The 25,911-nt window shown below is 65.6% G+C and carries 26 protein-coding genes; 11 read left to right on the top strand and 15 right to left on the bottom strand.

The features are described 5' to 3' along the window. Positions 1-6: 6 nt before the first annotated feature. The 7 genes from ACZK29_RS05580 to ACZK29_RS05550 form a co-directional block, all read right to left on the bottom strand. Positions 7-510, bottom strand: a complete 504-nt coding sequence (locus tag ACZK29_RS05580; protein ID WP_106549303.1) for a GNAT family N-acetyltransferase — start codon at positions 508-510, stop codon at positions 7-9. A gap of 14 nt (positions 511-524) precedes the next feature. Further along, on the bottom strand, positions 525-965 hold the full coding sequence (locus ACZK29_RS05575; RefSeq protein WP_111202998.1) for a hypothetical protein: 441 nt from the start codon (positions 963-965) through the stop codon (positions 525-527). 71 nt (positions 966-1,036) lie between these two features. Beyond that, positions 1,037-2,779: a GGDEF domain-containing protein gene (locus tag ACZK29_RS05570; RefSeq protein WP_111203000.1), complete on the bottom strand. Its 1,743-nt coding sequence runs from the start codon at positions 2,777-2,779 to the stop codon at positions 1,037-1,039. A 161-nt stretch (positions 2,780-2,940) separates the two neighbouring features. Then, complete coding sequence (locus ACZK29_RS05565) at positions 2,941-3,966, bottom strand: AI-2E family transporter (RefSeq protein WP_106549300.1); 1,026 nt, start codon at positions 3,964-3,966, stop codon at positions 2,941-2,943. 89 nt (positions 3,967-4,055) lie between these two features. Beyond that, entirely contained in the window at positions 4,056-4,442 is a 387-nt protein-coding gene (locus ACZK29_RS05560; RefSeq protein ID WP_146267999.1) for a hypothetical protein, read from the bottom strand. Then, positions 4,432-5,544, bottom strand: coding sequence for a sensor domain-containing diguanylate cyclase (locus ACZK29_RS05555; protein WP_239503959.1), 1,113 nt, complete (start codon positions 5,542-5,544; stop codon positions 4,432-4,434). The genes ACZK29_RS05560 and ACZK29_RS05555 overlap by 11 nt, the downstream gene beginning before the upstream one ends. Before the next feature lie 119 nt (positions 5,545-5,663). Beyond that, entirely contained in the window at positions 5,664-6,671 is a 1,008-nt protein-coding gene (locus ACZK29_RS05550; protein WP_164146692.1) for a LacI family DNA-binding transcriptional regulator, read from the bottom strand. 95 nt (positions 6,672-6,766) lie between these two features. Here ACZK29_RS05550 and ACZK29_RS05545 point away from each other — a divergent pair, with 95 nt between their 5' ends. Genes ACZK29_RS05545 through ACZK29_RS05525 form a run of 5 tightly spaced genes read left to right on the top strand, consistent with a single transcriptional unit; the run spans position 6,767 to position 11,402 of the window. After that, entirely contained in the window at positions 6,767-7,819 is a 1,053-nt protein-coding gene (locus ACZK29_RS05545; protein WP_478446779.1) for a sugar phosphate isomerase/epimerase family protein, read from the top strand. 27 nt (positions 7,820-7,846) lie between these two features. Further along, the gene (locus tag ACZK29_RS05540; RefSeq protein WP_478446778.1) at positions 7,847-9,076 is read left to right on the top strand and encodes a nucleoside permease; all 1,230 of its coding nucleotides are present in this window, start codon (positions 7,847-7,849) and stop codon (positions 9,074-9,076) included. Continuing rightward, positions 9,077-10,201 (top strand): Gfo/Idh/MocA family protein, encoded by a 1,125-nt coding sequence (locus ACZK29_RS05535; RefSeq protein ID WP_478446777.1) that lies wholly within the window; start codon positions 9,077-9,079, stop codon positions 10,199-10,201. 19 nt (positions 10,202-10,220) lie between these two features. After that, complete coding sequence (locus tag ACZK29_RS05530) at positions 10,221-11,087, top strand: sugar phosphate isomerase/epimerase family protein (protein WP_478446776.1); 867 nt, start codon at positions 10,221-10,223, stop codon at positions 11,085-11,087. A gap of 18 nt (positions 11,088-11,105) precedes the next feature. Continuing rightward, complete coding sequence (locus tag ACZK29_RS05525; RefSeq protein WP_478446775.1) at positions 11,106-11,402, top strand: c-type cytochrome; 297 nt, start codon at positions 11,106-11,108, stop codon at positions 11,400-11,402. Between the two features lie 10 nt (positions 11,403-11,412). Here ACZK29_RS05525 and ACZK29_RS05520 read toward each other — a convergent pair whose 3' ends face one another. The 5 genes from ACZK29_RS05520 to ACZK29_RS05500 all read right to left on the bottom strand — a co-directional run bounded on the left by ACZK29_RS05520 (position 11,413) and on the right by ACZK29_RS05500 (position 16,108). Beyond that, positions 11,413-12,156: a 3-keto-disaccharide hydrolase gene (locus ACZK29_RS05520; RefSeq protein WP_478447070.1), complete on the bottom strand. Its 744-nt coding sequence runs from the start codon at positions 12,154-12,156 to the stop codon at positions 11,413-11,415. A gap of 14 nt (positions 12,157-12,170) precedes the next feature. Beyond that, complete coding sequence (locus tag ACZK29_RS05515; RefSeq protein WP_478446774.1) at positions 12,171-12,746, bottom strand: gluconate 2-dehydrogenase subunit 3 family protein; 576 nt, start codon at positions 12,744-12,746, stop codon at positions 12,171-12,173. Continuing rightward, positions 12,746-14,431 (bottom strand): GMC oxidoreductase, encoded by a 1,686-nt coding sequence (locus ACZK29_RS05510; RefSeq protein ID WP_111112757.1) that lies wholly within the window; start codon positions 14,429-14,431, stop codon positions 12,746-12,748. Before ACZK29_RS05510 ends, ACZK29_RS05515 begins: the two co-directional genes overlap by 1 nt. A gap of 27 nt (positions 14,432-14,458) precedes the next feature. Next, entirely contained in the window at positions 14,459-15,364 is a 906-nt protein-coding gene (locus ACZK29_RS05505; RefSeq protein ID WP_478446773.1) for a hydroxypyruvate isomerase family protein, read from the bottom strand. 201 nt (positions 15,365-15,565) lie between these two features. Continuing rightward, complete coding sequence (locus ACZK29_RS05500; protein ID WP_279914260.1) at positions 15,566-16,108, bottom strand: single-stranded DNA-binding protein; 543 nt, start codon at positions 16,106-16,108, stop codon at positions 15,566-15,568. 293 nt (positions 16,109-16,401) lie between these two features. On the opposite strand from ACZK29_RS05500, the gene ACZK29_RS05495 reads away from it, so the two are divergent. From ACZK29_RS05495 to ACZK29_RS05470, 6 genes are all read left to right on the top strand, one after another. After that, the gene (locus ACZK29_RS05495) at positions 16,402-17,430 is read left to right on the top strand and encodes a LacI family DNA-binding transcriptional regulator (RefSeq protein WP_111112761.1); all 1,029 of its coding nucleotides are present in this window, start codon (positions 16,402-16,404) and stop codon (positions 17,428-17,430) included. Positions 17,431-17,637: 207 nt separating this feature from the next. Then, a complete protein-coding gene (locus ACZK29_RS05490; protein WP_164146700.1) occupies positions 17,638-18,096 on the top strand; it encodes a GNAT family N-acetyltransferase in 459 nt (152 codons plus the stop codon). 144 nt (positions 18,097-18,240) lie between these two features. Beyond that, positions 18,241-19,143 carry an ABC transporter ATP-binding protein gene (locus ACZK29_RS05485; RefSeq protein WP_164146701.1) on the top strand — a complete coding sequence of 301 codons (903 nt, stop codon included), beginning with the start codon at positions 18,241-18,243 and terminating at the stop codon, positions 19,141-19,143. 12 nt (positions 19,144-19,155) lie between these two features. Next, entirely contained in the window at positions 19,156-22,740 is a 3,585-nt protein-coding gene (locus ACZK29_RS05480; RefSeq protein WP_478446772.1) for an ABC transporter permease/M1 family aminopeptidase, read from the top strand. Positions 22,741-23,156: 416 nt separating this feature from the next. Continuing rightward, positions 23,157-24,062 carry a hypothetical protein gene (locus tag ACZK29_RS05475; protein WP_478446771.1) on the top strand — a complete coding sequence of 302 codons (906 nt, stop codon included), beginning with the start codon at positions 23,157-23,159 and terminating at the stop codon, positions 24,060-24,062. Between the two features lie 10 nt (positions 24,063-24,072). Continuing rightward, complete coding sequence (locus ACZK29_RS05470) at positions 24,073-24,474, top strand: hypothetical protein (protein WP_478446770.1); 402 nt, start codon at positions 24,073-24,075, stop codon at positions 24,472-24,474. A 41-nt stretch (positions 24,475-24,515) separates the two neighbouring features. Here the strand turns inward: ACZK29_RS05470 and ACZK29_RS05465 are convergent, their stop codons facing one another. From ACZK29_RS05465 to ACZK29_RS05455, 3 genes are all read right to left on the bottom strand, one after another. Continuing rightward, the gene (locus tag ACZK29_RS05465) at positions 24,516-24,818 is read right to left on the bottom strand and encodes a hypothetical protein (protein ID WP_478446769.1); all 303 of its coding nucleotides are present in this window, start codon (positions 24,816-24,818) and stop codon (positions 24,516-24,518) included. Further along, a complete protein-coding gene (locus ACZK29_RS05460; protein ID WP_478446768.1) occupies positions 24,815-25,279 on the bottom strand; it encodes a GNAT family N-acetyltransferase in 465 nt (154 codons plus the stop codon). Before ACZK29_RS05460 ends, ACZK29_RS05465 begins: the two co-directional genes overlap by 4 nt. 145 nt (positions 25,280-25,424) lie before the next feature. Then, the gene (locus ACZK29_RS05455; protein ID WP_049462191.1) at positions 25,425-25,811 is read right to left on the bottom strand and encodes an SseB family protein; all 387 of its coding nucleotides are present in this window, start codon (positions 25,809-25,811) and stop codon (positions 25,425-25,427) included. Positions 25,812-25,911 lie beyond the last annotated feature (100 nt).

The following is a 25,911-nucleotide window of genomic DNA, read 5'->3' as shown; positions in this document are numbered from 1 at the left end:
CCGGCACTACCCTGAGCTGTAGCGGTACACCAGATCATCCGCGTCGCTGCGCGCGGCCTTCTCATCCAGCACACCGCCCAGACGCCGTGCGACGGCCTGCGATGCCAGGTTGTCCGGGGCCATGTAGCTGACCAGGGTCGGCAGCTGCGGCACCACGAAGGCCCAGTCACGCAGCGCACCGGCCGCTTCCGTTGCGAAGCCCTGCCCTTCATGGCCTTCGTACAACAGCCAGCCCAGTTCCTTTTCCGGAAACAACGGGCCGTGGTTGATCCCGACCTGGCCGATGCAGGCACCGGTATCGATGCGTTCGATCATCAGCGCGCCGTGGCCGAACAGGTGCCAGCTGGCCAGATCGTGGCAGAACTGGCCCCACGCCGCGACTTCACCGAACGGGCCGCCCATGCCCTGTGCTCGCGGCGAAGCAAGGAACGCGGCGTAGACGTTGAAGTCATCCAGCCGCTGCGGGCGCAGCCGCAAACGTTCCGTGTGCAGGGTCGGGATCTCGAGCATGGCGGCGCGCGGGCTCAATACACGGCCAGATGACCGCAACCGCGGCGCTGCGGCTGTCCTTCCATCGTGACCTGCACGCTGGCCTGGGTATCCATGCCTTCGGCGCTGCGGCACGACTCGCGCTTGATCTCGACGATGGCCGGCTGCTTGCCCAGTTCGCCGTTGAGCACGATCAGCGAGCTGGGCGCATCGGCCGGCTGGCCGCGATAGCGCAGCGCGCCCTTCCAGGTACGGCCATCGGCATTGAGGCTGGCATCGTGGTTGCCCTTGCCCGTCGAGGCGATCTCGATGCTCCAGCCTGCACCACCACCGGTGAAGGCCGGCACCGGGCTCAGGTCGGCAGCGATGGAGGGATGGCGTGGCTCGTCGGCCAGGGGCTGCGCGGGCGTGGTACATCCTGCAAGCAGGCCGGCCAGCACGCCGGCCGCAGCAAGGGCGATGGGACGCATGATCATGCCGGGCTCCAGCAGGAATGGGGACCGCCAGTCTAGGCGGCGCGACGTGCGCCGGTGATGAATGTCACCGGTCAACGCGCGATGCGACCGCCGCCCGCCACCCTTACCCGGTCGCGGCCCTGCGCCTTGGCCTGGTACATGGCCGCGTCGGCGGCGCGCAACAGGCTGCGCCAGCCCAACGCATCGATTCCCCCTTCGGCCACGCCGAAGCTGGCGGTGACCTGCAGCACACCACCATCGGCCAGTACGATGTCCATCTGATGCAGCGCCACGCGCAGGGACTCGGCCAATTGGCGGCCACCGGCCAGATCACCGTCGGCCAGCAGCACCAGGAACTCTTCACCACCATAGCGGGCGATGCTGTCGCTGCGGCGCAGGTGCCGTTGCAGCAACTGCGCCACCTGCACCAGCACTTCGTCACCGGCATCGTGACCGTGGCCGTCGTTGATCGCCTTGAACCGGTCCACGTCCAGCAGGATCACCACGGCGCCGGCGCCTCCTTCGTCATGGCGCTGCTGCACCTTTTCTTCCAGCGCGCGCCGGTTCAACAGCCCGGTCAATTCATCGGTACCTGCCAGCTGGCGCAGTTCGCTGGTCAGCGCAGAGCGCTCGCGCGACTTCTCGCGCAGCACTTCGATCGCATCGAACAGGCGCTGCATTTCGGCCAGCGGGTGGGTGACATGCTGCTCTGGCCCCGGCGCCTCCGAGGCGATCTGAATGACCTGCTTCTGCGCCTGCAGCAGCGGCCGCAGGATCTGCCGGTGGGCAATGCGCAGGGCCACGCCCAGCACCAGCAGTGTACCCAGCACCGTCGCCACCAGCACCACCAGGCGCGTCGCTTCACGGTTGCGGGTGCGTTCGAAGCGGGCGATGGACACGCTGAGGTAGCCGTCGCGCAATGCTTCCAGCGACTGCAGGGTCGGCACGTAGCGCTGGGTGAACTCCGCGGCGGTCCAAGGCGGAGGCAGGCCGCGGCGACCGTCTTCGATCAGTTGCTCGATCATCGGCAGCGATTCGCCGAAGAACTGACGGCGCGCCATATCCCAGTGCCAGGACAGCGCCGGGTCACTCCGGAACACCGACTCATGGCTGCCCGCCAAGCGCCACAGCTCCAGCAGGCGTCCCTCCGTCTGCGATGCGGCCCGCACCTGCTCGTCACGCCACGCCCCGGGAACCGCAACCGGCGCCATCACGTTCGAGGCCAGGCGGCCACCGTGTTCGCGCAGGTCGATCAGTACCTGGCCCTGCATCGCCGGAATCGCCGCTTCGCGATCGGCGCTGACCAGCACATTGATCTGCGCCGAGGTGAGCCGATGCAGGCGATCGACCACGGCGAACATGCTGTTGATCGCACGCTCCACCTCTTCCACCTGGCGCGCATCATGCGGCCGTGCCACAACCTGGTCGACAGCGGCACGTGCCGAGTGCAACCGGCGTCGTGCGTCGGCCAGCAACCCCTGCTCGTCGACCACGCCCGGGGCGGCCCTGAACACCGTGTCCAGCTGCAGCATCGCGGTATCCACGCGCTTGCGGGCCACTGCCAGCTGGGCCGCGAGCCGCGCCTGCTCGGCAACATCGTTCGGATCGGCGCCGAGCAGGCTGTTGGCCGGGCCGCGCTCGGCCGAAACCAGGTTGGCCAGCTCGAAGGACTGCCGCAGCTGGCGCAGGCTGGACAGGTTGGCCTCGGCACCGGCGTAACGCTGCGTGCCCTGTACCAGGGCGATGGCCATCAAGGGCAAGGTGCAGACCACGAACAGCCCGGTCAGGATCCAGACCCAGGTCCGCAACCCGATGGGCGATGCCTTGCCGGCCATGCAAATTTTCCCCTGACGTGCGGTTCACTGTAACGACCGGTCCCAGCAGCACCAAGCCAGCGCCATGCGAACCGCTGTGATAGGTATGGCACATCGACCGCGAACGCGCCGACAAGATGAAGGCCCGCCCCATTGCAGCGGGAATGTCACATCATGCCGGGTCAGATCCAGCGCTGATCGACCAGCTCGCGCTTCACGTAGGCATAGAACACCGGCGCCGCCACCAGGCCGGGCAGGCCGAATGCCGCCTCCATCACCAGCATGGCCAGCAGCAGCTCCCAGGCACGGGCCTGGATCTCGCCACCGACGATGCGTGCGTTGAGGAAGTATTCCAGCTTGTGGATCACGATCAGGTACAGCAGCGCGGCCACGGCCACGTAGAACGAGACCGACAGCGCGACGATGGTGATGATGGTGTTGGAGATGATGTTGCCCACCACCGGCAGCAGGCCGGCGATGAAGGTGATCAGCACCAGCGTCTTGGACAGCGGCAGGTGCACGCCGAACAGCGGCAGCACGCCCAGCAGGAAGATGGCGGTGAACACGGTGTTGAGCAGCGAGATCTTCACCTGCGCGAACACCACCTGGCGGAACGCGGTGGCCAGGCGGCTGGTGCGGCCGATCAGCTCCTGCGCCAACGGTCCCATCTGCGGCAGCGGCAGTTCGTCATACAGCGCGATCATCGCGCCCAGCACCATGCCGATCAGCACCCGCACGCCGATCTGCACCGCCGAGGTCCCGGCCACCCCGAGCTGTCGCTGGTGTTCGGCGGCCCAGTCGTTCAGTGCCGCGCGCAACGCCGGCATGTCCTCGGGAATGTACGGCTGCAGCAGCGCCGGCACCTGGTGCCGCGAGCTGTTGAGGATGTCCATCAGATGGCCCAGCAGCGCATCCGGGCCACCGGTCTCGGTGCGGAAGAACGACGCCACGCCGATGCCGGCCAGCACCAGCGCGCTGATGATGACCGCCGACAGCACGATGACCGCGATCGCCCGCGCCCGTCCCGGCGGCAGCTTGCCTTCCACGGTGGACGCCAGCACATGGGTCAACTGGAACACCAGCAGGCCCGACAGCAGGGTCACCACCAGGCCGAGCTTCAGCGCCAGCCACATGCCCAGCAGCATCATCAGCCAGGCCGCGATCCTCGCAACGGGGGGCTTGGGCTGGGCAACAAGGGCGTCTTGCATGGGGGCACGTCCGGGCGGGGTGGCCCATGGTAGAGGATTGGCCGTGTCAACGGATCAAACTACCTTGACAGCCCGCATCGTCATCGACCTTACCTTGGCGTGCCCTGGCGACACCCTGCAGCACACTGCATCCAATTGATGTTGGACCATATGATCTGCTCCGCACCAAGACCGAGGACGGAAATGATGTCCTGCAATGCGACGCGTGGATCAGATTGATTGTCGATTCTCACGGTGAAGCCGGAATCAGGTTCAGCATCATATGCGATCAATTCAACAACGGTCCCTGACGGCAACCGTATTCCCAGCGACCGCCAAGCTCCCATTCCAAGCTCATTCCCCGTCAACAGTGACTGCCCCAGGCGACGCATCAGGAACGCGTCGTCCACTCCTATCACCGCAAGCTCGACATAGCCGCCTCCCGGCCATGCGTCGCCTGGTCGCATCGCGGCAATCCCACGATCATCACTGCTCATCTCGCATCTCTGGAACCATTGGATTGGGTGGCTGAGCGTTCGCCGACGCTTGTTCGCCATAGCTGGCGGTGTTCTTGCCCTGCCGCTTGGCGTGGTAGAGCGCACGGTCAGCCAAGGCCAGCCAGTCCTCTACGCTGCCGCCGCGCGGCGTGGCAGCAATGCCGATGCTCACGCTGAATTCAACGCCCGGGGTCGCCTGCCGCGCCGCTTCGAGCAGGTGCAGGCGCACCCGCTCGGCCACATGCATCGCATCCACGGGCGCGCAGTCGTGCAGCAGCACGACGAACTCATCGCCGCCCAGGCGCGCCGGTGTATCACCGGGCCGGGCGAAAGCGCGCAGGGTCGAGGCGATGTGCCGCAGTACTTCATCACCAGCGCGGTGCCCGTGCGAATCATTGATGTGCTTGAAGTCATCCACATCGAGCATCAACAGGCAGGCAAAGCCGCCCTGCCCCTGCGCCTTGTCCAGCGCCTGCTGCGCACGCAGGATCAGGAAGCCGCGATTGGCCAGTTCGACCAGCGGATCCATCCGGCTCAGGCGCTGCAGCTGGCGGTTCTGCGACTTCACCCGACGCGCCAGCTGCCAGCTGAGGATGCTGAGCCCGATGCCGTAGACGAACAGGAACGGCACGCTGAGCACGATCGTGCGTTGCGACGACACCGGTTGGTAAGGAAACCCGAGTGCCCACCACGTGAGCGCGAAGCCCATCACCAGAGCCAGCGTGGCCCGCATCGCCAGGCGCACGCCGCCAGCCGCGATCTTGTCGGCCACCAGCAGTGCGGCGAACAACGCGCTGGGTACGGCGCTCAGGGCCATGAACGCGATCCAGCCGCCGCCGAACAAGGAATCGGCCACCATGCAACGGAACTGGACCGCAGCCGGCTTGCGCGAGCGTTGGGTCAGCACCAGCGCCAGCGCCGGCCATGCCAGCGCATTGAGCAGCAACAGGACCCAGGGCAGCGCGCCATCCTGGCGCTCCAGCATGATCGAGGCGATGGGGATCGCGCCCAGGCCATTGCCCACGAAGCGCATCCAGCCGATGCGCCGTGCCGCGCCGACGCCTTCGACCGCGACCTCCGTCGAGTCAGTCAAGAACGGCATTGCCGACCCCCTTGCGCGATCGCGCGTTCCACCCCGGCCCCTGCCGGGCTGCCCGTCGTGAGTCTGACAGCTTTACGTCAATTCGGGATCAAGGACTCGAACCTGCAGCGTCCCTGGCCTCACCTGGGCCCGGGTGCCGCCGTCGATCCCCGCACCATCAGGCTGAAATCCAGCGTCTGTTGAAGCGGAACGTCCACCTGTTCGATGATGGCGAGCAGCAGGTTGACCGCGCGCGCGCCGATTTCCCGCATCGGCTGCCGGATGGTCGTCAGCGGCGGCGTGAGGTAACGCGAAGACGCCAGGTCATCGAAACCGACGATGGACAACTCGTCCGGCACGCGGATGCCCAGATCGCGGCAGGCCGCCAGCGCCCCCAGCGCCATCTGGTCGCTGAAGCAGAAGACTGCGGTCGGCGCCGACGCGTCGGCCAGCAGCGCCACGGCCGCGGCATGCCCGGATTCCACCGAGAAATCGCCCGGCACCACGCTCAGCTGGCGCAGGCGTCCGCGCGCCTTGCCGGCGGCCCGTACCCCTTCCAGGCGTTGCTGGTGCAGGGGATTGTCCGGCGGCCCGCCGACCACGGCGATCCGTACATGGCCCAGTGCGTACAGGTGCTCCATGACGGCGCGTGCAGCGGCCACATTGTCGATGTGCACACTGGGCAGGCCCAGCGCGGGGTCGAACTCGCATCCGTTGACCACCGGCGCGGCAGCCCCCCTCTGCTGGACAATCTCGCGCGCCGTCGGTGGCAGGCGATGGCCGAGCACGATCATGCCGTCGGCCTCGTTGCGCCGGAGCATCTGCGCGTAGCGCTCCTCGCGGTCGGGCTGGTCCTGGGTATCGCCCAGCAGCACCGCATAACCGACGGCCTGCGCGGCGTCCTCCGCCCCCTGCAGGATCTGCGCGAAGAACGGGTTGGCGATATCCGGCACCGTAACCAGGATCTTGCCGCTGCGCTGGGTCTTGAGCGTGCGGGCGACCGTATTGGGTACGTAGCCCAACGCGGCAGCGGCCTGCTCGATGCGCGCGCGCGTGGCCGGCAGTACCTTGTCCGGCCGCGAAAGGGCACGTGACACGGTGCCGGCAGAGACGCCGACGTGCTTTGCAATGTCGTAGATGGTGGCCATGGCGTTAGTTCTCCTGCCCGCTGTGCACTGCACAACAGGTCCTGCGTAAGCCCCTGCTAGGATAATGCAATCGATTGCATCTAGGGCGAATCACGTTGAAGACGCTCAAGGGTCCAGCGCTGTTCCTGGCGCAGTTCATCGGCGACACAGCTCCTTTTGATCGGCTGGACACGCTGGCCGGCTGGGCCGCGGGCCTGGGCTATTCTGGCGTACAAGTGCCGACCAGCGCGCCCCACCTGTTCGACCTGGCCGAGGCCGCACGCAGCCAGGCGTACTGCGACGACCTTGCCGGCATGCTCGCCGGGCATGGCGTACAGATCACTGAACTGTCCACCCACCTGCAGGGGCAGCTGGTCGCCGTCCATCCCGCCTATGACAGCCTGTTCGACGGATTCGCACCGCCGGAAAAGCGCGGCGACCCGGTCGCGCGCCAGGCCTGGGCAGTGGAGCAGCTGCTGCTGGCAGCCAAGGCCAGCCAGCGGCTGGGACTGACCGCACACGCCACCTTCTCCGGCGCACTGGCCTGGCCGTACTTCTATCCCTGGCCGCAGCGCCCGCCCGGCCTGGTGGAAGAGGCCTTCGCCGAACTCGGCCGGCGCTGGCGCCCGATCCTCGATGCCTTCGATGCCTGCGGCGTGGACCTGTGCTTCGAGATCCACCCCGGCGAGGACCTGCATGACGGTGCGACCTTCGAACGCTTCCTCGACGTGGTCGATCACCACCCGCGCGCGAAGATCCTGTACGACCCCAGCCACCTGCTGCTGCAGCAGATGGACTATCTGGGGTTCATCGATCGCTACCACGCGCGCATCGGCATCTTCCACGTCAAGGACGCGGAGTATCGCCCCAGCGCGCGCAGCGGTGTGTACGGCGGGTACCAGGACTGGATCGATCGTCCGGGCCGGTTCCGTTCACCCGGTGACGGCCAGATCGACTTCAAGGCGATCTTCTCGAAGTTCGCGCAGTACGACTTCCCCGGCTGGGCGGTGCTGGAATGGGAGTGCTGCCTGAAACACCCGGAAGACGGCGCACGCGAGGGCGCGGCCTTCATCCGCGACCACATCATCCGCGTGACCGAACGCGCCTTCGACGACTTTGCCGACAGCGGCACCGACACTGCATCACTGCACCGCATGCTGGGACTCTGAGCCGATACCGCCCCGGGAGGGCAAGCCATGACGCACGCCATGTCGCGCTTGGGCGCGATGATGTTTCTGCAGTTCTTCATCTGGGGAGCGTGGTTCGTGACCCTGGGCACCTACCTGGTGCAGGGCCCGCTGCAGGCCAGCGCCAGCCAGGTAGCGACGGCCTTCCTCAGCCAGTCCATCGTCGCCATCGTCGCCCCCTTCCTGGTTGGCCTGATTGCCGATCGCTACTTCGCCGCGCAGCGCATCCTTGCGGTCCTGCACCTGGCCGGCGCAGTACTGCTTTGGATGGCCTCCACAGCGGACAGCTTCAGCGCGTTCTCCGCCTGCGTGATGGGCTACATGCTGCTGTTCATGCCGACGCTGGCGCTGGCCAACAGCGTGGCGATGCGGCACATGCAATCGCCTGAGAAGCAGTTCCCGCTGGTGCGCGTGGCCGGCAGCGTCGGCTGGATCGTGGCCGGTGTGCTGATCGGCTGGCTGGGCTGGGAACAGGCACACCGGCTCGAACTCACCTTCCAGATGGCGGCGGTGGCATCACTGGCGCTGGGGCTGTACGCGTTTACCCTGCCGCACACGCCGCCGCTGGCGAAGCAGCGCGATGCCGGCCTCGGGCAGATCCTGGGGCTGGATTCGCTGCGGCTGCTGAAGTCGCGCGCGTATCTGGTGTTCTTCCTGGCCTCCATCGCCATCTGCATCCCGCTGTCGTTCTACTACAACTTCACCAACCCGTACCTCAACGACCTGGGCGTGCGCGGCGCTGCTGGCCTGCAGTCGCTGGGCCAGGTGTCCGAAGTGCTGCTGATGCTGGCCATGCCGTTCCTGTTCGTGCGGCTGGGGGTGAAGACCATGCTGGCGGTCGGCATGGCGGCCTGGGTCGTGCGCTACGCGCTGTTCGCCTTCGGTGATGCCGGCAGCGGCTTCTCGCTGCTGGTGATCGGCATCGTGCTGCATGGCATCTGCTACGACTTCTTCTTCGTCACCGGCCAGATCTACACCGATGCGCATGCCGGCCCTGACGCGCGCAGCAGTGCACAGGGCTTCATCACCCTGGCGACCTATGGCGTGGGCATGCTGATCGGCACCTTCCTGTCCGGCGCGGTGGTGGAGCACTTCACCACGGCGGCGGGACCGGACTGGCAGCAGATCTGGCTGTTCCCGGCCGGTGTCGCGCTGGTCGTGCTGATCGCCTTCCTGCTGCTGTTCCGCGACCGGCCACTGGTCGCAGCCGCACCGTCTTCGTCCCGAGGAATCCAGTAGATGGCTACGCTTGGAATCGCCATCGTCGGCACCGGCATGATTGGCGCCGTGCATCGTCGCGCGGCGCTGTTGGCCGGTGCGCAGATCCGCGGCGTGGCCGCCTCGTCCGCGCAGCGTGCACATGAGGTGGCACAGTCCTGGAATGTTCCGCACGCCTATCGGGACATCGACGAGGTCATCGCCGATCCGCAGGTGCAGGCCGTGCATGTCTGCACGCCCAATCATCTGCACCGGCCGATGGCACAGGCCGCATTGGAAGCCGGCAAGCACGTGATCTGCGAGAAGCCGCTGGCCACCTCGCTGGAAGATGCACAGGCGTTGGCTGCGCTGGCGGCCTCGCGCGGCCTTGTGGCCACGGTACCCTTCGTCTACCGCTACCACCCGGTGGTGCGCGAGGCGCGCGCACGCATCGCACACGGCGAGCTGGGGCCGCTGCACCTGATCCACGGCAGCTACCTGCAGGACTGGCTGCTGGATCCAGAAAGCAACAACTGGCGCGTGGACCCGGCACTGGGCGGTACGTCGCGCGTATTCGCCGACATCGGCTCGCACTGGTGCGACCTGGTGGAATGGATCAGCGGCGAGCGCTTCGCCGAGGTCAGCGCGGCGTTCGAGACGGTGATCGCCGAACGCGGCGCCATCACCGGCCAGAGCTTCAGCACGCCCACAGCCAGCGGCGCGATGCAGACGGTCACCAGCGAAGACGTGGCCGCAGCGATGTTCAGGACCGGCGCTGGCACGCTGGCGTCGTTGACGGTCAGCCAGGTCTCGGCTGGACGCCACAATCGCCTCTGGTTCGAGATCGACGGTGCCAGGGCCAGCGTGGCCTTCAACCAGGAGGATGCCGAGCGGCTGTGGATCGGAAGACCCGACCAGCGCGAGGAGATCTTCGTGCGCGGTCCTGGTGCAGGCAGTGCCGAACAACGGCGGCTGTCAGTGATGCCGGCCGGTCACGCGCAGGGCTACGGCCAGTGCTTCGAGGCGTTCATTGCCGACAGCTATCGCGCCATCGACGGCGAACGGCCCGAGGGCCTGCCCACTTTCAACGACGGCGTGCGCTCGGCACGGATCGTCGACCGCGTCATCGCATCGGCCAGGACGCGTGCCTGGACCACCATCGATTGAATCCCTGGAGGAACGCCTGATGAAAACCCCTGTCCGCAGAGCCGCAGCCCTCGCACTCCTGCTGCTCACGGCACTGCCCGGCTTCGCCAGCGAAGCCGACGCCGCGCAGAAGCCCATCGCAGTGCAGATGTACTCACTGCGCAATGCCGGCTCGCTCGACCAGCAGTTGAAGATCGTTCACGACGCGGGCGTGCACGCGGTGGAAACGGTGGGGACCCAGGGCGTCAGCGCCAGCGAACTCAAGCAGTTGCTGGACAGGTATTCGATCAGGGCGATCTCCTCGCACGTTGCGCTGGCCGAGCTGCGCAGAGACCTGGACGGCGTGGTGGCCTTCAACCGATCGATCGGCAACACCACGCTGGTGGTGCCCTACCTGGACGCGAAGGACCGGCCCACCGATGCCGCAGGCTGGACCGCACTGGGCCAGGAGTTGGGCCGGCTTTCCAAACAGGTTCGGGCCAAGGGCATGCGCCTGGCCTACCACAACCACGACCTCGAGCTGGTCGACTTCAACGGAAGGACCGGCCTGGAACTGCTGTTCGCTGCTGCCGGCCCCGACCTGCAGACCGAGCTGGACCTGGCCTGGGTGGCACGCTCCGGACACGACCCGGCGGTGATGCTGGGCAAGTTCCGCGGCCGCCTGTTCGCGGTGCACGCCAAGGACAATGCGCCCAAGGGCCAGGCCGAGGACGAAGGTGGATTCGCCGCGGTCGGACAGGGCGTGCTGGACTGGAACGCGATCCTGCCGGCCGCCGCCGGTGCCGGCGTGCACTGGTACATCCTCGAACACGATCACCCGCGCGATCCGGCCAAGGTGATCCAGACCGGTGCGGACTACCTGCGCGAACACCTGACCGTCAGTCCGCACGCCAGCGCGCAACGCTAGCCCGCGAAGGAGCCCCGCTTGAAGACGATACTGAAACTGGCTGTGATGCTGTGTGGCGCGACGCTTGCCACCACTGCCTGGTGCAAGGACGATCCTGCCGCCGGCGCCAAGCTCTACAGCGCGAACTGCATGGCCTGCCACGGCGCCGATCGCGCCGGCATGCCCGGGGCGTTCCCCGCGCTTACGGACGTCAGCAAGCGGTTGGATGCCGCGCAGATCAAGGACAAGATCAGGAAGGGCGGTGGACTGATGCCGCCATTTTCCCAGCTTTCGCAGCAGGAGATCGACGACATCGCCAGTTACCTGGCGAAGTAGTCAGGTGGGATCAGAGTTCCCGCACCCAGATGTTGCGGTAGCTGACCCTGGAATCGTGCTCCTGCAGATAGATCGGCGCGCAGGCGTGGGGTGAGTACGACGGTGCGCCGATGTACTCGGTCTTCCCCGCCAGCACGGTGTCATCCTGCACCAGCACGCCGTTATGCAGCACCGTGATGCGCGCAGGTGAGACAAGGCCGCCACCCGGCGAGAAGCGCGGTGCCTTCCAGATGATGTCGTAGGCCTGCCACTGGCCCGGTGCGCGCGAGGCATTCACCCGTGGCATCGCCTGCTTGTAGATCGAGCCGGCCTGGCCGTTGGCATAGGTCGGGTTGTTGTAGCTGTCGAGCACCTGCAGCTCGTAAAGTTCCTGCAGGAAGATGCCGCTGTTGCCCCGGTTCTGGCCGTCGAAGCCCTTCGTCCCGGTGGGAGTACGCCATTCGACATGCAGCTGGACATCGCAGAAGCGTTGCCGGGTGCGGATGCCCTTTCTGCCCGGCACCACGGTCATCGCGCCATCGGCGATCTTCCAGCGCACAGGCCCACCCTGCTCTGCCTCCCATGCGGAGGCATCCCTGCCATCGAACAGCACGATCGCATCAGATGGCGCCTTGCCCGGGGGCGCCGCCACGACTGCGGGTACAGGAGTCCATACCTCGGTCTTCTTCGGATCGCGTGCAGGATCGGCAGCGTCCTGTGCAAGGGCTGGTGCAGCGGCCAGTACCCCGGCCACGATCAGCAGCGGCTTGGTCATCATGGTGCGCTCCATCAGCTGGTCCCCCATGCAGGTGTGCCGGCGGCATAGGCCAGGTCGCCGTCGTAACGCCCCGGCACGGCGACGTACTGCAGCACCCCGGTGGCACCGACTTTGGAAGTGAAGAAGCCGAAGATGGCCAACTGCTTGAGCATCGTGAAGTAGTGCGGCATCGCGTCGCCCTCTTCAGGAGTACCGGTCTCGGTCACATCGGCCTTGCGTGCCTTGGCCTCCGCATCCAGAGCACGCAGCAGTTCGGTGCGGGCCTCCGGCGTGAGCGATACGAACCGGCCACCCGCGCGCTTGTCGATGTCGACCAGCCCGGCGCGGAATGTCGCCTGCTGCCGGGCGGTGTAGCAATCGCTGACGAACGTCGCCATGAACGCACCGGCGCCCGCGTCCTTCGCCCCGGGTGTCCTTGTCCGCGGCAGGATGGTCTCGGCGATCTCGTCCAGCGTGCCGATTTCGGCATCGGAGAACGCAGGCATCGCGCCAGCCGCGGGCGCCTTGCCCTGCACCAGCGCCGGCAACCCGACCATCGCCGCACCGGTGGCGGCCACGATCATCTTCAACAGTTCGCGACGATCCATCACAGGTTCCCCGCTTTCAGTTCGCGCACGGCGTGGTCGGCAGCGCGCGCAGTCAGCGCCATGTAGGTCAGCGAAGGATTCACGCAGGCGCTGGAGGTCATGCAGGCACCGTCGGTGACGTAGACGTTGGGCGCATCCCAGACCTGGTTGTGTGCGTTCAATACGGAGCTCCTGCGGTCACGTCCCATCCGCGCCGTTCCCATTTCATGGATGCCCTTGCCCGGGGCGTAATCGTTGTCGTGCATCTTCACGTCCTTGACGCCGGCCGCTTCCAGCATCTCGGCAGCATCTGCGGCCATGTCCTTGCGCATGGCCAGTTCGTTGGCACGCATCGCAACGTCCATCGCCAGCACCGGCAACCCCCACTTGTCCTTGCGCTCGCGGTCCAGGCGGATCGTGTTGTCGTGGTGCGGCAGCATCTCACCGAAACCGGTCATGCCGATGCGCCAGTCACCGGGCACGGTCAGCGCTTCCTTCAGGTCGGCGCCGATGTTCAGTTCGGCGATCTCGCGCGACCAGCCGGTGCGGCTGGCACCGCCCTGGTAGCCGAACCCACGCAGGTAGGCGCGCTTGTCGGCAGCGACGTTGCGGAACCGCGGAATATAGAAACCGCAGGGACGGCGGCCGAAGTAGTACTTGTCCTCATAGCCCTCGACCCGGCCCGAAGCACCCGCACCGAAGTGATGGTCCATCACGTTGTGCCCGAGCTCGCCGGACGAGGAACCCAGCCCCCCGTCCCAGATATCGGTGGCCGAGTTCATCAGCAGCCAGGTCGAGTTGAACGACGACGCATTGAGGAAGATCACCTTGGCGGTGTACTGGTAGGTCTGGCCGGTTTCGGCGTCGATGACCTCCACGCCGCGCGCACGCTTGCGGTCCTTGTCGTAGAGCACTTCCTTGACGATCGAGAATGGCCGCAGCGTCAGGTTGCCGGTCTTCATCGCCGCCGGCAGCGTCGCCGCCTGTGTCGAGAAATAGGCACCGAAGGGACAGCCGAGGATGCACTTGTTGCGGTACTGGCAGTTGACGCGCCCCTGCTCGGGCATGGGCTTGGTGATGTTGGCGGTGCGCGAGTGGATCATGTGCCGCGTTCCACCAAACGCCTTCCTGATCCGCGCGGCCACATCCTTCTCGACGATGTTCAGCGGGATCGGCGGCAGGAATTCGCCGTCCGGCAGCACGTCCAGTCCCTCGCGCGTACCGGCGATGCCGGCGAACTTCTCGACATGGTCGTACCACGGCGCGATATCGGCATAGCGGATCGGCCAGTCGGCGGCGATGCCGTCCTTGAGGTTCGCCTCGAAATCCAAGTCGGAGAAACGATAGCTCTGCCGGCCCCACATCAGCGAGCGACCACCCACGTGGTAACCACGGAACCAGTCGAAGCGCTTGGTCTCGATATAGGGCGATTCCTGCTCATTGGCCCACATCCCCTCCAGGTTCTCGGCCAGGCCGTAGTCACGCATCAGCACCGGGAACTCGGCCTTCATCGCCTGCGTTGGACGGTTGCGGTGCGGGAAATCCCACGCCTCCTTCATCGCGTTGACGTAGTCCTTGACGTGCTCGATGTTGCGACCGCGTTCCAGCATCAGGACCTTCAAGCCCTTTTCGGTCAGCTCCTTCGCCGCCCAACCGCCACTGATTCCCGAGCCAACAACAATGGCGTCGTAGTGATTATCTGCCATGGGTTTCTCACCTGGGTGGATATCGTTTCAGACGTCGCAGAGGCGGATCGCCTCGCGCAATGAGCCAACGGGATCGGGCGCCGCAGGCATGAACTCCTGCGCCAGATACCCATCGAAACCGGTGTCGCGGATCGCGCGACAGATGGCCGGATAGTTGAGTTCCTGCTGGTCACCGATCTCATGCCGGCCCGGCACACCGGCGGTGTGGTAGTGCTTGAAGAACGCGTGGTGCCTGCCGATGGTGGCGATGATGTCGCCCTCCATGATCTGCATGTGGTAGATGTCGTAGAGCAGGCCGAAGTTGTCCGAGCCCAGCCGCTGGCACAGCTCCACGCCCCAGGCCGAGTGGTCGCACAGGTAGTCGCGATGATCGACCCTGGAGTTCAACAGCTCCATCACCAGCACAACGCCACGCTTCTCGGCGTGCCCGAGAATGCGCTTGAGACCGGCCTCGGCATTGGCAATGCCTTCCTGCGGGTCCATGCCGCTGCGGTTGCCCGAGAAGCAGATCAGGTTGCGATAGCCTGCGTCGGCGACCAGGTCGATGTGCCGCGTGTAGCGAGCCACCAGTTCATCGTGGAACTCACGGCCGGCGAAGCCCTTGGTCAGGCCCAGCTCCGCGCCGTTGCACATCGAGCTGTACACGCCGTGGGCCTTCAAGGTGGGCCAGTCCTCCGGGCCGACCAGGTCGATGGCGGCGAAGCCGATGCTCTTCACCGTCGCGCAGAGCTGGGCAACCGACAGCTGCGGGAAGGTCCAGCGGGCCACGGAGTGCTTCAGGTTGCCCTTGAGTGGGGCGGTGGCGGCGAATGCAGGCAACGTCCCCGCGGTTGTCGCGGCCCCCAGGCCGATGCTTCCGGCAACTGCGATGCGCAGCGCATCGCGCCGCGTGAGCCCCCTCGAAGGAGCCGGTCTGATCGAATGGATGGACATCCACCTTCCGGCCTCCCAACCGGTATCAAACGCAACGATTCACAGCAATGCAATCGATTGCACCATAGGGGAGGAAATTGTCTGTTTGCAAGTCGCGGTGCACGAAAATCGATGCTGCGGGGCACAACTCAGGAGGAATCGCGGGAAAAGAAAAGCCCCGCATGAGCGGGGCTTTCTTTTCTGCTGCGAACGAACGTTCGATCAGAACGGAATATCGTCGTCAGCGAAGTCGTCCATCGGCGGCGCCTGCTGCGGCTGCGGGCGCTGGTTGCCACCCTGGTTGCCATAACCACCGCCCTGGCCGCCACGCTGGCCGCCGCCACCGCCACCGTATTCCTGGCGCGGGGCCTGCTGGCGCTGCGGGCGATCGCCGCCGTAGTTGCCGCCACCGCCACCACCACCGCCTTCACCGCGGCCGCCCAGCATCTGCATTTCGTCGGCGACGATATCGGTGGAGTACTTCTCCACGCCGTCCTGGCCGGTGTACTTGTCGTAACGCAGGCTGCCTTCAACGTAGACCGAGCTGCCCTTGCGCAGGTATTCGCCGGCGATCTCGCCGAGCTTGCCGAAGAACACCACGCGGTGCCATTCGGTGCGCTCCTGCTGGTTGCCATCCTTGTCCTTGCGGACGCTGGTGGTGGCCAGGCTGATGCGGGTGATCGCCATGCCGCTCTGGGTGTACTTCACGTCCGGGTCGTTGCCGAGATTGCCGACCAGGATGACTTTGTTGATGCCGCGCGCCATAGGTACCTTCGTCCGTTGTCCAGGGGCAGACCGCCAGTGATAGCACAGCCCCGGGCAGGGGTGCAGTACGCTGGGCCGCCCCTGGTGAAATTTGGGGGAATGCGAGAACGACGCATCTTACCATTGCCGCCGCCATCCGCCCGGCCAGGAGATCCCGACCGCATCGAAGGATCAGGCTGATTTCCTTGTCCGGCAATGACTTACCTTCGCCCCGACGAACGCCTGCGGGGGCATTCGCGTCTGCCCATGGCATCATGCCCGGGCACCTTCCACCTGGCCCCTTCCACCCGCACATGACCATCAAAGGCAAAGCCACCTCCCTGGACATCGCCCACCTGGCCGGGGTCTCCCAGCCGACCGTGTCGCGGGCCCTGCGCGGCAGCCCGATGGTCAATGCCGAGACCCGCGAGCGCATCCTGCGCATCGCCCGCGAGCTGAATTACAAGGTCGACAAGAACGCCTCCAGCCTGCGCCTGCGCAACGCCGGCACCCTGGCCCTGCTGTTCTTCGAAGACCCGACCAACGACGATTCGCTGATCAATCCGTTCTTCCATTCGATGCTGGGCTCGATCACCCGTGCCTGCGCCCTGCACGGGCAGGACCTGCTGGTCTCGTTCCAGCAGCTGTCCACCGACTGGCAGGCCGATTACGAGGACAGCAACAAGGCCGACGGCATCATCCTGCTCGGCTACGGCGACTACCACGAATCACGCGACCGCCTGCAGCGGCTGGTCGAACAGGGCACGCATTTCGTGCGCTGGGGCGCCGCCCTGCCCGGCCAGCCGGGCGTTTCGATCGGCAGCGACAACTTCCAGGGCGGGCACGACATCACCACCCACCTGCTGCAGCAGGGCTGCCGCCGCATCGCCTTCCTCGGCCATGCGTCCAGCCACTATCCCGAATTCCAGGAGCGCTACCGCGGCCACGTCGCGGCCTTGCAGGAACATGGCCTGGCTGCGGAACCGGCGCTGCAGCACGATGCGATCACCACCGAGGCCTCCGGCCAGGAGGCCTGCCAGCTGCTGCTGGCGCGTCGCGAGCCGATCGATGCAATCTGTGCGGCCAGCGACCTGATCGCCATCGGCGCGATCCGCGCCCTTCGCGAAGCCGGCCTGCGGGTGCCCCAGGACGTGGCGGTCACCGGCTTTGACGATATCCCGCTGGCAGCCTCCGTTTCCCCTGCGCTGACCACTGTGCAGCAGGACACCAAGCAGGCCGGACAACTGCTGGTGGAGCGCCTGCTGGCGCTGATCGGCCGACAGCCGGTGGACAGCCAGAGCATCCCGGTGAAGCTGGTGGTGCGCGAATCGTCGCTGCGCTGAGGCCGCTGCCTCGGCTATGCTGCATCCCACCGCCGGGCGCGCCCCGGCACCGCACGCCCTCTTCGGGAGAAGGCCTTTGTCCTCCGTCAGCATCCACTTCCCGCACCGGTAACGGCGGCGAACGGCATGCTGCGTCACGATTGACGCCCGCGCCCCTCCTCGTACCGGTCATGCCCGCTTCGGGCACTTCCACCTGTCGAGGTTCCCATGCTTTCACCTGTTTCCGCGCTTGATCTGCGCGCCCTGTTGTCACGCCCCTGCTCCGCGGACGATGCCATCGCACCGCTGCCCGTACTGACGATGCTGGCCGACCTGGCCGAGCGCATCGAAACGCTGTTCGCGCCCGCGGCCTGGCAGGTCGTGGATGCCGGCCAGCAAGTCGGCCTTTTCTCACTGACCCGCCCGCCCGAGCAGGGCGTGCTGGATATCGGCTATGGCATCGCCCCGGCACATCAGGGACGGGGCCTGGCGGGCCGGACACTGGCCGAACTGGTGGCCTGGGCGCGGCACGATGCGCGCGTGTGCTGTCTCACCGCTGAAACGGCTGTGGGCAATGCACGCTCGCAGGCAGTACTGCGCCGCAACGGCTTCATGGTCACCGGTCGGCGCATCGACGCTGAAGACGGCCCAGTGGTGTGCTGGCAGCTGCTGGTCAACAACGACTGACGCAGCTGCGGGAGCGGGCGGTGGCCTCCACCGCCCCTCCCAACGCACAACGGCAGGCGCCTCCCCCCATGACCAACGGCGGATGCGCAAGGAGGCCGATGCGCGGATAACGCGCAGATTCGCCCATGGAAAGGTGTACGTCGCATGCTGAAGATCGATTCGCTGTCCAAGACGTACGCCAACGGCGTGCATGCTCTCAACAGTGTCAGCCTGGATATCCCGCGCGGCATGTTCGGCCTGCTCGGGCCGAACGGTGCGGGCAAATCCTCGTTGATGCGCACCCTGTCCACCCTGCAGGAAGCCGACAGCGGCTCGGCTGTGCTCACCATCCCCGGCGAAACTCCGATCGACGTACTGCGCGACAAGGATGCGGTGCGCCGCCGTCTGGGCTACCTGCCGCAGGATTTCGGCGTGTACCCGAAAGTCAGCGCGCTGGACCTGCTGGAGCATTTCGCCGTGCTGAAGGGCCTGACCCAGCGCGCGCAGCGCCGCGAGGTGGTCGATGGGCTGCTGCAGCAGGTGAACCTGTGGGACGCCCGCAAACGCAAGCTGGGCACCTACTCCGGCGGCATGCGCCAGCGCTTCGGCATTGCCCAGGCGCTGCTGGGTGACCCGCGGCTGGTGATCGTCGATGAGCCCACCGCCGGCCTCGACCCAGAGGAGCGCAACCGCTTCCTCAATCTGCTGGCGGCGATCGGCGAGAACGTGGCCGTCATTCTGTCCACCCACATCGTCGAGGACGTGACCGACCTGTGCCCGACGATGGCGATCATGAACAAGGGCCAGGTGCTGCTGACCGGGCGCCCGGCAGATGCCATCGACGCGCTGCAGCAGCAGGTCTGGCGCAAGCAGGTGGATCCTTCCGAACTGGCCGATCACGAAGCGCGCTACGTGGTGCTGTCCACGCGCCTGGTCGGGGGCCGCCCGGTGATCCACGTGCACAGCGCCAACGACCCCGGCGATGGCTTCGCGGCCGTGGCTCCCGACCTTGAGGACGTGTATTTCCAGCGCCTGCGCCTGCAGGCCCGTGCACGCGCGGCAGCCTGAGCGGAGCACACCATGATCTTCAACTTCTTCCGCTTCGAGCTGCGCGAGCAGCTGCGTTCCCCGTTGCTGTGGCTGCTGGCCGGGCTGTTTGCCCTGCTCGCCTTCGCCGCGGCCTCCAGCGATGCCGTTCAGATCGGTGGCGGTACCGGCAACGTGCACAGCAATGCGCCGACGGTGATCGCGCAGATGCTGGGCATCTTCACCCTGCTCGGCATGCTGGTCACCGCGCTGTTCGTCAGCAATGCGCTGCTGCGTGACTTTGAGCTGGGCACCGCCGAGCTGATCTTCGCCAGCCCGGTGAAGCGCCGCGATTATCTGGCCGGGCGCATCGCTGCGGCACTGGCGTCCGGACTGCTGGTCTACGTGCTCATCGCGTTCGGCCTGTGGCTGGCGCCGTTCATGCCCTGGGTCGATCCCGAACGCATGGGCCCGATCAGCTGGCAGGGCTATGCGTGGACGTTCGCGGTCATCGTCATTCCGAACCTGTTGTTCACCACCGCGCTGCTGTCGCTGCTGGCAGCTCTGACGCGCTCGATCCTGTGGGTCTACATCGGCCTGGTGGCCTACCTGGTCTTGTACGGCGCCAGCGCGGCCCTGCTGCGCGACATCGACAATACGTGGATCGCGGTGCTGAGCGAACCGCTGGGCATGCGCGCACTCGGCCGTACCATCCGCTACTGGTCCACCGCCGAACGCAACAGCGGCATTCCGGCGCTGACCGGCTACCTGCTTGCCAACCGCGCCCTGTGGCTGGGCGTGGCCGCGGTGCTGTTCGCTGCCACGTTCGCGCTGTTCCGCACCGAACGCAGCGGCAGCGGCCGCCGGCGGTGGGGCCGCAAGCCGGCGCTGGCGGCCGCCGATGCGGTGACCGTAGGCCCTGCCCGCGCAGCCCTGCCGCACGTGGTACCGGCGTTCACTGGCAGCACCGCATGGCAACAGTTCCTTCGCCAGGTGCGTTTCGACACCGGCGGCGTACTGCGCAGCGTCCCGTTCATCGTGCTGCTGGTACTGGGCCTGGCCAACTTCCTGCCCAGCGCGCTGTTCCGGCAGACGCTGTACGGCACCTCGATCTGGCCGGTCACCTCGCAGATGATCATGGGCCTGCAGGGGGCCTTCAGCTGGCTGCTGATCATCATCGTGCTGTTCTTCGCCGGCGAGCTGGTCTGGAAGGAACGCGGTGCGCGCATCAATGAAGTGACCGATGCCATGCCGGTGCCGAACTGGGTCCCGCTGCTGGCCAAGTTCACCGCGCTGGTGGCGGTGATCGCCTGTTTCCAGGCTGCCGGCGCGCTGGCCGCGATGAGCGTGCAGCTGGCCAAGGGCTACACGCACCTGGAGCCGTTGCTGTACCTGCGCAGCCTGGCGCTGGATTCGGTGGTGTACGTGCTGATGGGCGGCATGGCGCTGGTACTGCAGGTGCTGACCAACAACAAGTTCGTCGGTTACGCGCTGCTGATCGTGGTGATGATCGGCCAGGGCGTGCTGGGCATGCTCGACTACACGCAGAACATCTACAACTTCGGCAGCTGGCCGATCGCTCCCTATTCGGACATGAACGGCTACGGCCACTTCCTCACCGGACAACTGGCGTTCCAGGGTTATTGGGCGTTGTTCCTGCTTGCGTTGATGTGCGTCGCCTCCGCCTTCTGGGTGCGCGGTGTCAGCCAGGGGCTGCGCCAGCGCCTGGTCCTGGCCGGCCGCCGCCTGCGCGGCCCGACCGGTGCCTTTGCGGCGCTGGCAGCAGTGGCGTTCGTCGCCGTGGGCGGCTGGCTGTACTGGAGCACCAACATCCGCAACGAGTTCCTTTCCCCGGATCAACAGCTGGACTTGCAGGCCCGCTACGAGCGTGAGCTGTCGAAGTACCGCAACCTGCCGCAGCCGCGCATCGTGGCGGTGGACAACCGCGTGGACCTGTTCTCCGAATCGCAGTCGATGGTGATCGATGCGAACTGGACGATCCGCAACCTGCACGCGCAGCCCATCCCGGAACTGCATGTTTCGATGGGTGATGACAAGCAGCTGGTGGCGGCCGATCTTGGCGGACAGAAGCTGACCTTCCACGACAAGGATCTCGGCTACCGCATCTACCGGTTGGACACGCCGCTGCAACCGGGCGAAAGCCGCAGCGTGCATTTCCGGGTGGTGCAGAAGCCCAACGGCATCACCGCCGGCCAGGCGCCGAGCAACATCGTGGACAACGGCACTTTCTTCAACAGCCGCGTGCTTCCGTCGTTCGGTTACAACGAAGGCGCGGAGATCACCGACCGCAACGAGCGGCGCAAGCGTAATCTCGGCGAACCGCGGCGCATGCCCAAGCTCGAAGACGAAAGCGCGCGTGCCAACACCTACATCTCCAGCGACGCCGACTGGCTCGATTTCCGTACCACGGTGTGCACCGCACCAGACCAGGTCGCGCTGGCCCCGGGCTACCTCCAGCACGAGACCACGGTGAACGGCCGCCGCTGCTTCAGCTATGCCATGGACCGGCCGATGCTGAACTTCTATGCGTATCTGTCGGCACGCTGGGAGGTGCGCAAGGCCAAGTACAAGGACATCCCGATCGAGGTCTACTTCGACCCGGCACACGGCTACAATGTGGACCGGATGATCGAGGCGGTGCAGAAATCACTGGCGTACTACGAAGCCAACTTCACGCCCTACCAGCATCGCCAGGTACGCATCATCGAGTTCCCGGGCTATGCGCGCTTCGCGCAGTCGTTCGCCAACACCATTCCGTATTCCGAAGCGATCGGCTTCATCGCCGACCTCCGTGATCCGGACAAGGTGGACTACGTGTTCTACGTGACTGCACACGAGATTGCACACCAGTGGTGGGCACACCAGGTGATCGGCGCCAACGTGCAGGGCGCCACGGTGCTGTCCGAGTCGCTGTCACAGTACTCGGCGCTGATGGTGATGGAGCAGGAATACGGACGCCAGCACATGCGCCAGTTCCTCAAGCGCGAGCTGGACGGCTACCTGTCCGGGCGTGGTGGCGAGGCCATCGAGGAGCAGCCGCTGGAGCGCGTGGAGAACCAGCAGTACATCCACTACCAGAAGGGTTCGCTGGTGTTCTACCGGCTGCGCGAAGAGATCGGCGAGCAGGCATTGAACCGCGCCTTGAAGCGCTTCCTGCAGGACAAGGGCTACCAGCAACCGCTCTACACCACCTCACGCGAACTGCTGGCCTACATCCGCGCCGAGACCCCGGCCGACCGCCAGCAGCTGGTCACCGACCTGTTCGAGAAGATCAGCTTCTACGACAACCGGGTGATGGCCGCAAGCGCCCGCAAGCGTGAGGACGGCCGCTACGACGTGACCCTGGACCTCCACGCAGCCAAGCAGTATGCCGACGGCAAGGGCCAGGAAAGCGACGGGAAGATGGATGACTGGGTCGAGATCGGCGTGTTCGCCAACGGCCCTTCCGGCAAGGAACGCGACCAGAAGGTGCTGTACCTGCAGCGCCACCACATCACCAGTGGGGAGCCGAAGATCACGGTAACGGTCGACGAAAAGCCGGATGAAGCGGGCTTCGACCCGTACAACAAGCTGATCGACCGGGTGAGCGACGACAACCGGCGCAAGGTAACGATGTGAGGTATGCGGTGGTGCCGGTAGCGGCCGGCACCACCATCGACTGCGTGCATGGGAATGCAATGTGATCGCGATGATCCATGGCTGAAGGTTCTGCTACAACTCACTACCCCGGCTGATCGCTGGCACCGCGCGCAGTCCATCTGTAGTGCCGGGCCATGCTCGGCACCATCTGCCTGAAGACACTCCCCTGACGTCTGTCCCAGGCATAACCGCATCAGCAACGATGCCTCTTGTCGCACTCCGGCTCGCGCGCCCGCTTCCCATCTCCTGACATCACGTTGATCCAGAATCCTTGCGCTTCGCGAGCAGACCGCTGATGCAAGGCGGATCGCCGCGCCCGCAATGTGGAGCTACGGAACAACCTCGAACACGAGGCGGGTCCACAGACATGATTCCTCATCCAAGGAGTTCCACTTGTGAGAAGCATCCTGGTAGCGATCTTGATTACCGCCATCTTTCTGATACCTCCGTCTACGGCTCACGCGGCACGGGTTGTGACCTGCGGAAACTGCACGCAAGCATGGCAGTATGAGTCTGCTGGCGAAATGGCTCATGGCCCTCGCAGCGGCTGGGAAGTCTATCTGGTCGTCAATCCAAACACCGCCCAGGCGCTCTACGTTACGGTCAACTATGTCCCACCGGGCGAAGTTCCGCGACGCCTCGAAAGAACCCAGTCACCCTCCGAACTCGATCGAATCGATGATGTCGAAGTCCCCGCTTGGCGCCTCCCAGGCCAATCCGCTATCTCTCGACGTGGACAAGGTGACTTCGATAGTAGTTCGCAGGGTCTCGCTGAAGGCGAACGACTCCAGCTTGAAGCTATTGTCAAAATGTCCAAAGACTGGGTCTTCATCAAGCCACATAATGGCAGCGGGTATTTCTCCAGCGTGTACGTTGCAAACCAGTTCATTCCTGCAGTTGACGACGCGATCCGAAATGCCCACACAACAAAGAATCCAGCTTGGCTGCACAACGAGCTCAATGGAAATCTGGTCCGATCGCTTTTCAGATCGCTTGACTACTTCTTTGGCAAAGGCGTCGGTGGCTGCTTGCTGATGGATAATGGAGACACCGCCTGCTGGCAGATCAATCCAATGGCGAGGGGGTCTGCTCGTCTCATCGAAGGCACTGCCAAGAACGTTTTCGGCGATCTCCTACCGGCATCGGACACCATCAAGAACGGAGGCGACATCGACATCGATATCGATATCGACAAAGGCGATTGGCCTCGTGAAGTCCGCTACATCTTCGGCGGCGGACATTTTCGATGCGGCTCCGTGAATGGCAGGCTGGATCGTTGCGAATGGGGCCTGCCTCGCTAGGAGCAACACAATGAAGAAGTGGCTTCTGCTGGGAACGCATATCCTGATCGCCATGATCTCCTCCCTACTGGGAGGGCTATACGTAATCCAGACGTTTCCCAGCCTGCGGCAGCAGTACAGCAATGAACTTACGATGTCGATCCAACTTCTTTTCGACGAACAGGGGCAACCAAGGGACGAGGCCGACCTTCGCCGCAGAATCTCTCTGAACATCGCCAACAGCCTGCACCTTTCCGCCAGATCACCGGGCAGCTCGGAGACAGAACTCGAGCGCCTGAGAGCCCTCAGCCGTCGGGTACTGCAGCAGGATCTGCTGAGATATGTCGAGCAGTCGGATGCGCGGCGCAATGCGCTTGACGGGGCCGTTCAGCTGACACGCGACCTGCCAACACACGGCTCGCCCCCCCGTTAATGCCAGGACACGCCCGGCGGCTGATGCCCTGCATGAGGGCGTCAGCCGCCGGGCGACGCCGCGGCCTTCGGCCCCAGCAATGCCAGCAGCACATAGACCACGATCGAGGCAACGGTGCCGAGCGCCGCCGGCAAACCGAATGCCCATGCCGAACGGCCCTGCTGGCGCGCCCACTGGGCCAGATGCCAGGCCGCGCCCAGGTTGATCAGCCAGGCAATGACGAACACCGGCCACAGCACCATGCCCACCGCGCGCAGCAGCGGCATGGACACCAGCGCGGCAACGATCGCCGCGATCAGGAAGATCTGGGCGGAGCGGGAATGACGTGCCGTGGATGCGCTCATGCGGCCAACCTGCGCACCATCACCAGCACGCGATGGCTGCGGTTGTCGGCTTCCTGCAGCGGCTTCCAACCCAGCCGCGCATACAGCCCACCGTCCAGGGCCTCGGTCTGCAGGTACAGGTCGGAAACCCCCATCCGCATCGCCTGCTCCGCTGCCTGCTCGACCAGTCCACTGGCCAGTCCGCGGCCCCGATGGCTGCCGGCCACGAACACGCTGCCCAGCCAGTGTTCGTACTGTGGGAACGCCTGCATTTCCCGGCGCTTGAGCTGGACTGCGCCAACCACCTGACCGTCATCGAATGCGGCGATCAGGTGCGGGAAACCTTCGGCATCCTGCGGCGGATTGAGCCGCTGCAGTTCCTGTTCCAGTGTCAGGCCGGCGTCCTGGCCCCATTCCGCGTGGTACCACTGGGCCAATTGCTGCCGTTCCGGTGCGTCGGCGGGTAACACCCTGAATTCCATGGCAATGCCTCGATCCCGATGTCACACAAGGGGATCACGGACGGCGCCCGAAGGGAAGCTCTCTGTAGAGTTGAGCCATGCTCGACGCATCAGGCGGTACGCGAAAGGCAGTCGAGCATGGCTCGACTCTACAGAAGCCAGTGGCTCAGCCCTGCGCGAAGTCCTTCAGGATCTCGCCAACGCCGCTGGGCGAGATCTCAAAGCCCAGCGAAGTACCCGGGTTGATCACCACGCCGTAGCCACCCGGCACGCGGCGCAGCACGTCCAGCATCAGCCAGCGGATCTGGTGTTCGGCCTGCTGGCTGTAGATGCCCACCCGCGACGGATCGGTGAACACCGCCACATGCAGGGTGCCCTGCTTGTCGAACAGCAGCGGGTCGAAGCCGCTGCCGTCGGGGGTGACCAGGCTGCCGGTCAGCAGCACCACCTCGGAGGCGACGAAGGCCTCCATGAAGGCGCGGATCGGCACCGCCCCGTCCATCGCCGCCTTCAGCAGAGTTTCGATCGGGGTCTGCGGGGCGAGGTCGGTCATGGCGTTACGGCGGGGCGTGAGGGGAGCCTATTGTAGGGTCGAGCCTGCTCGACTGCTTGAAGAGCGTGCCAACCAAGGTTGGCACCTACCAGAGCGGGAG

The sequence above is a fragment of the Stenotrophomonas sp. 89682_Sma genome (assembly GCF_056481405.1).
The sequence above is the reverse complement of the archived record's forward strand: the minus strand, read 5'-3'. Positions and strand labels throughout refer to the sequence as shown.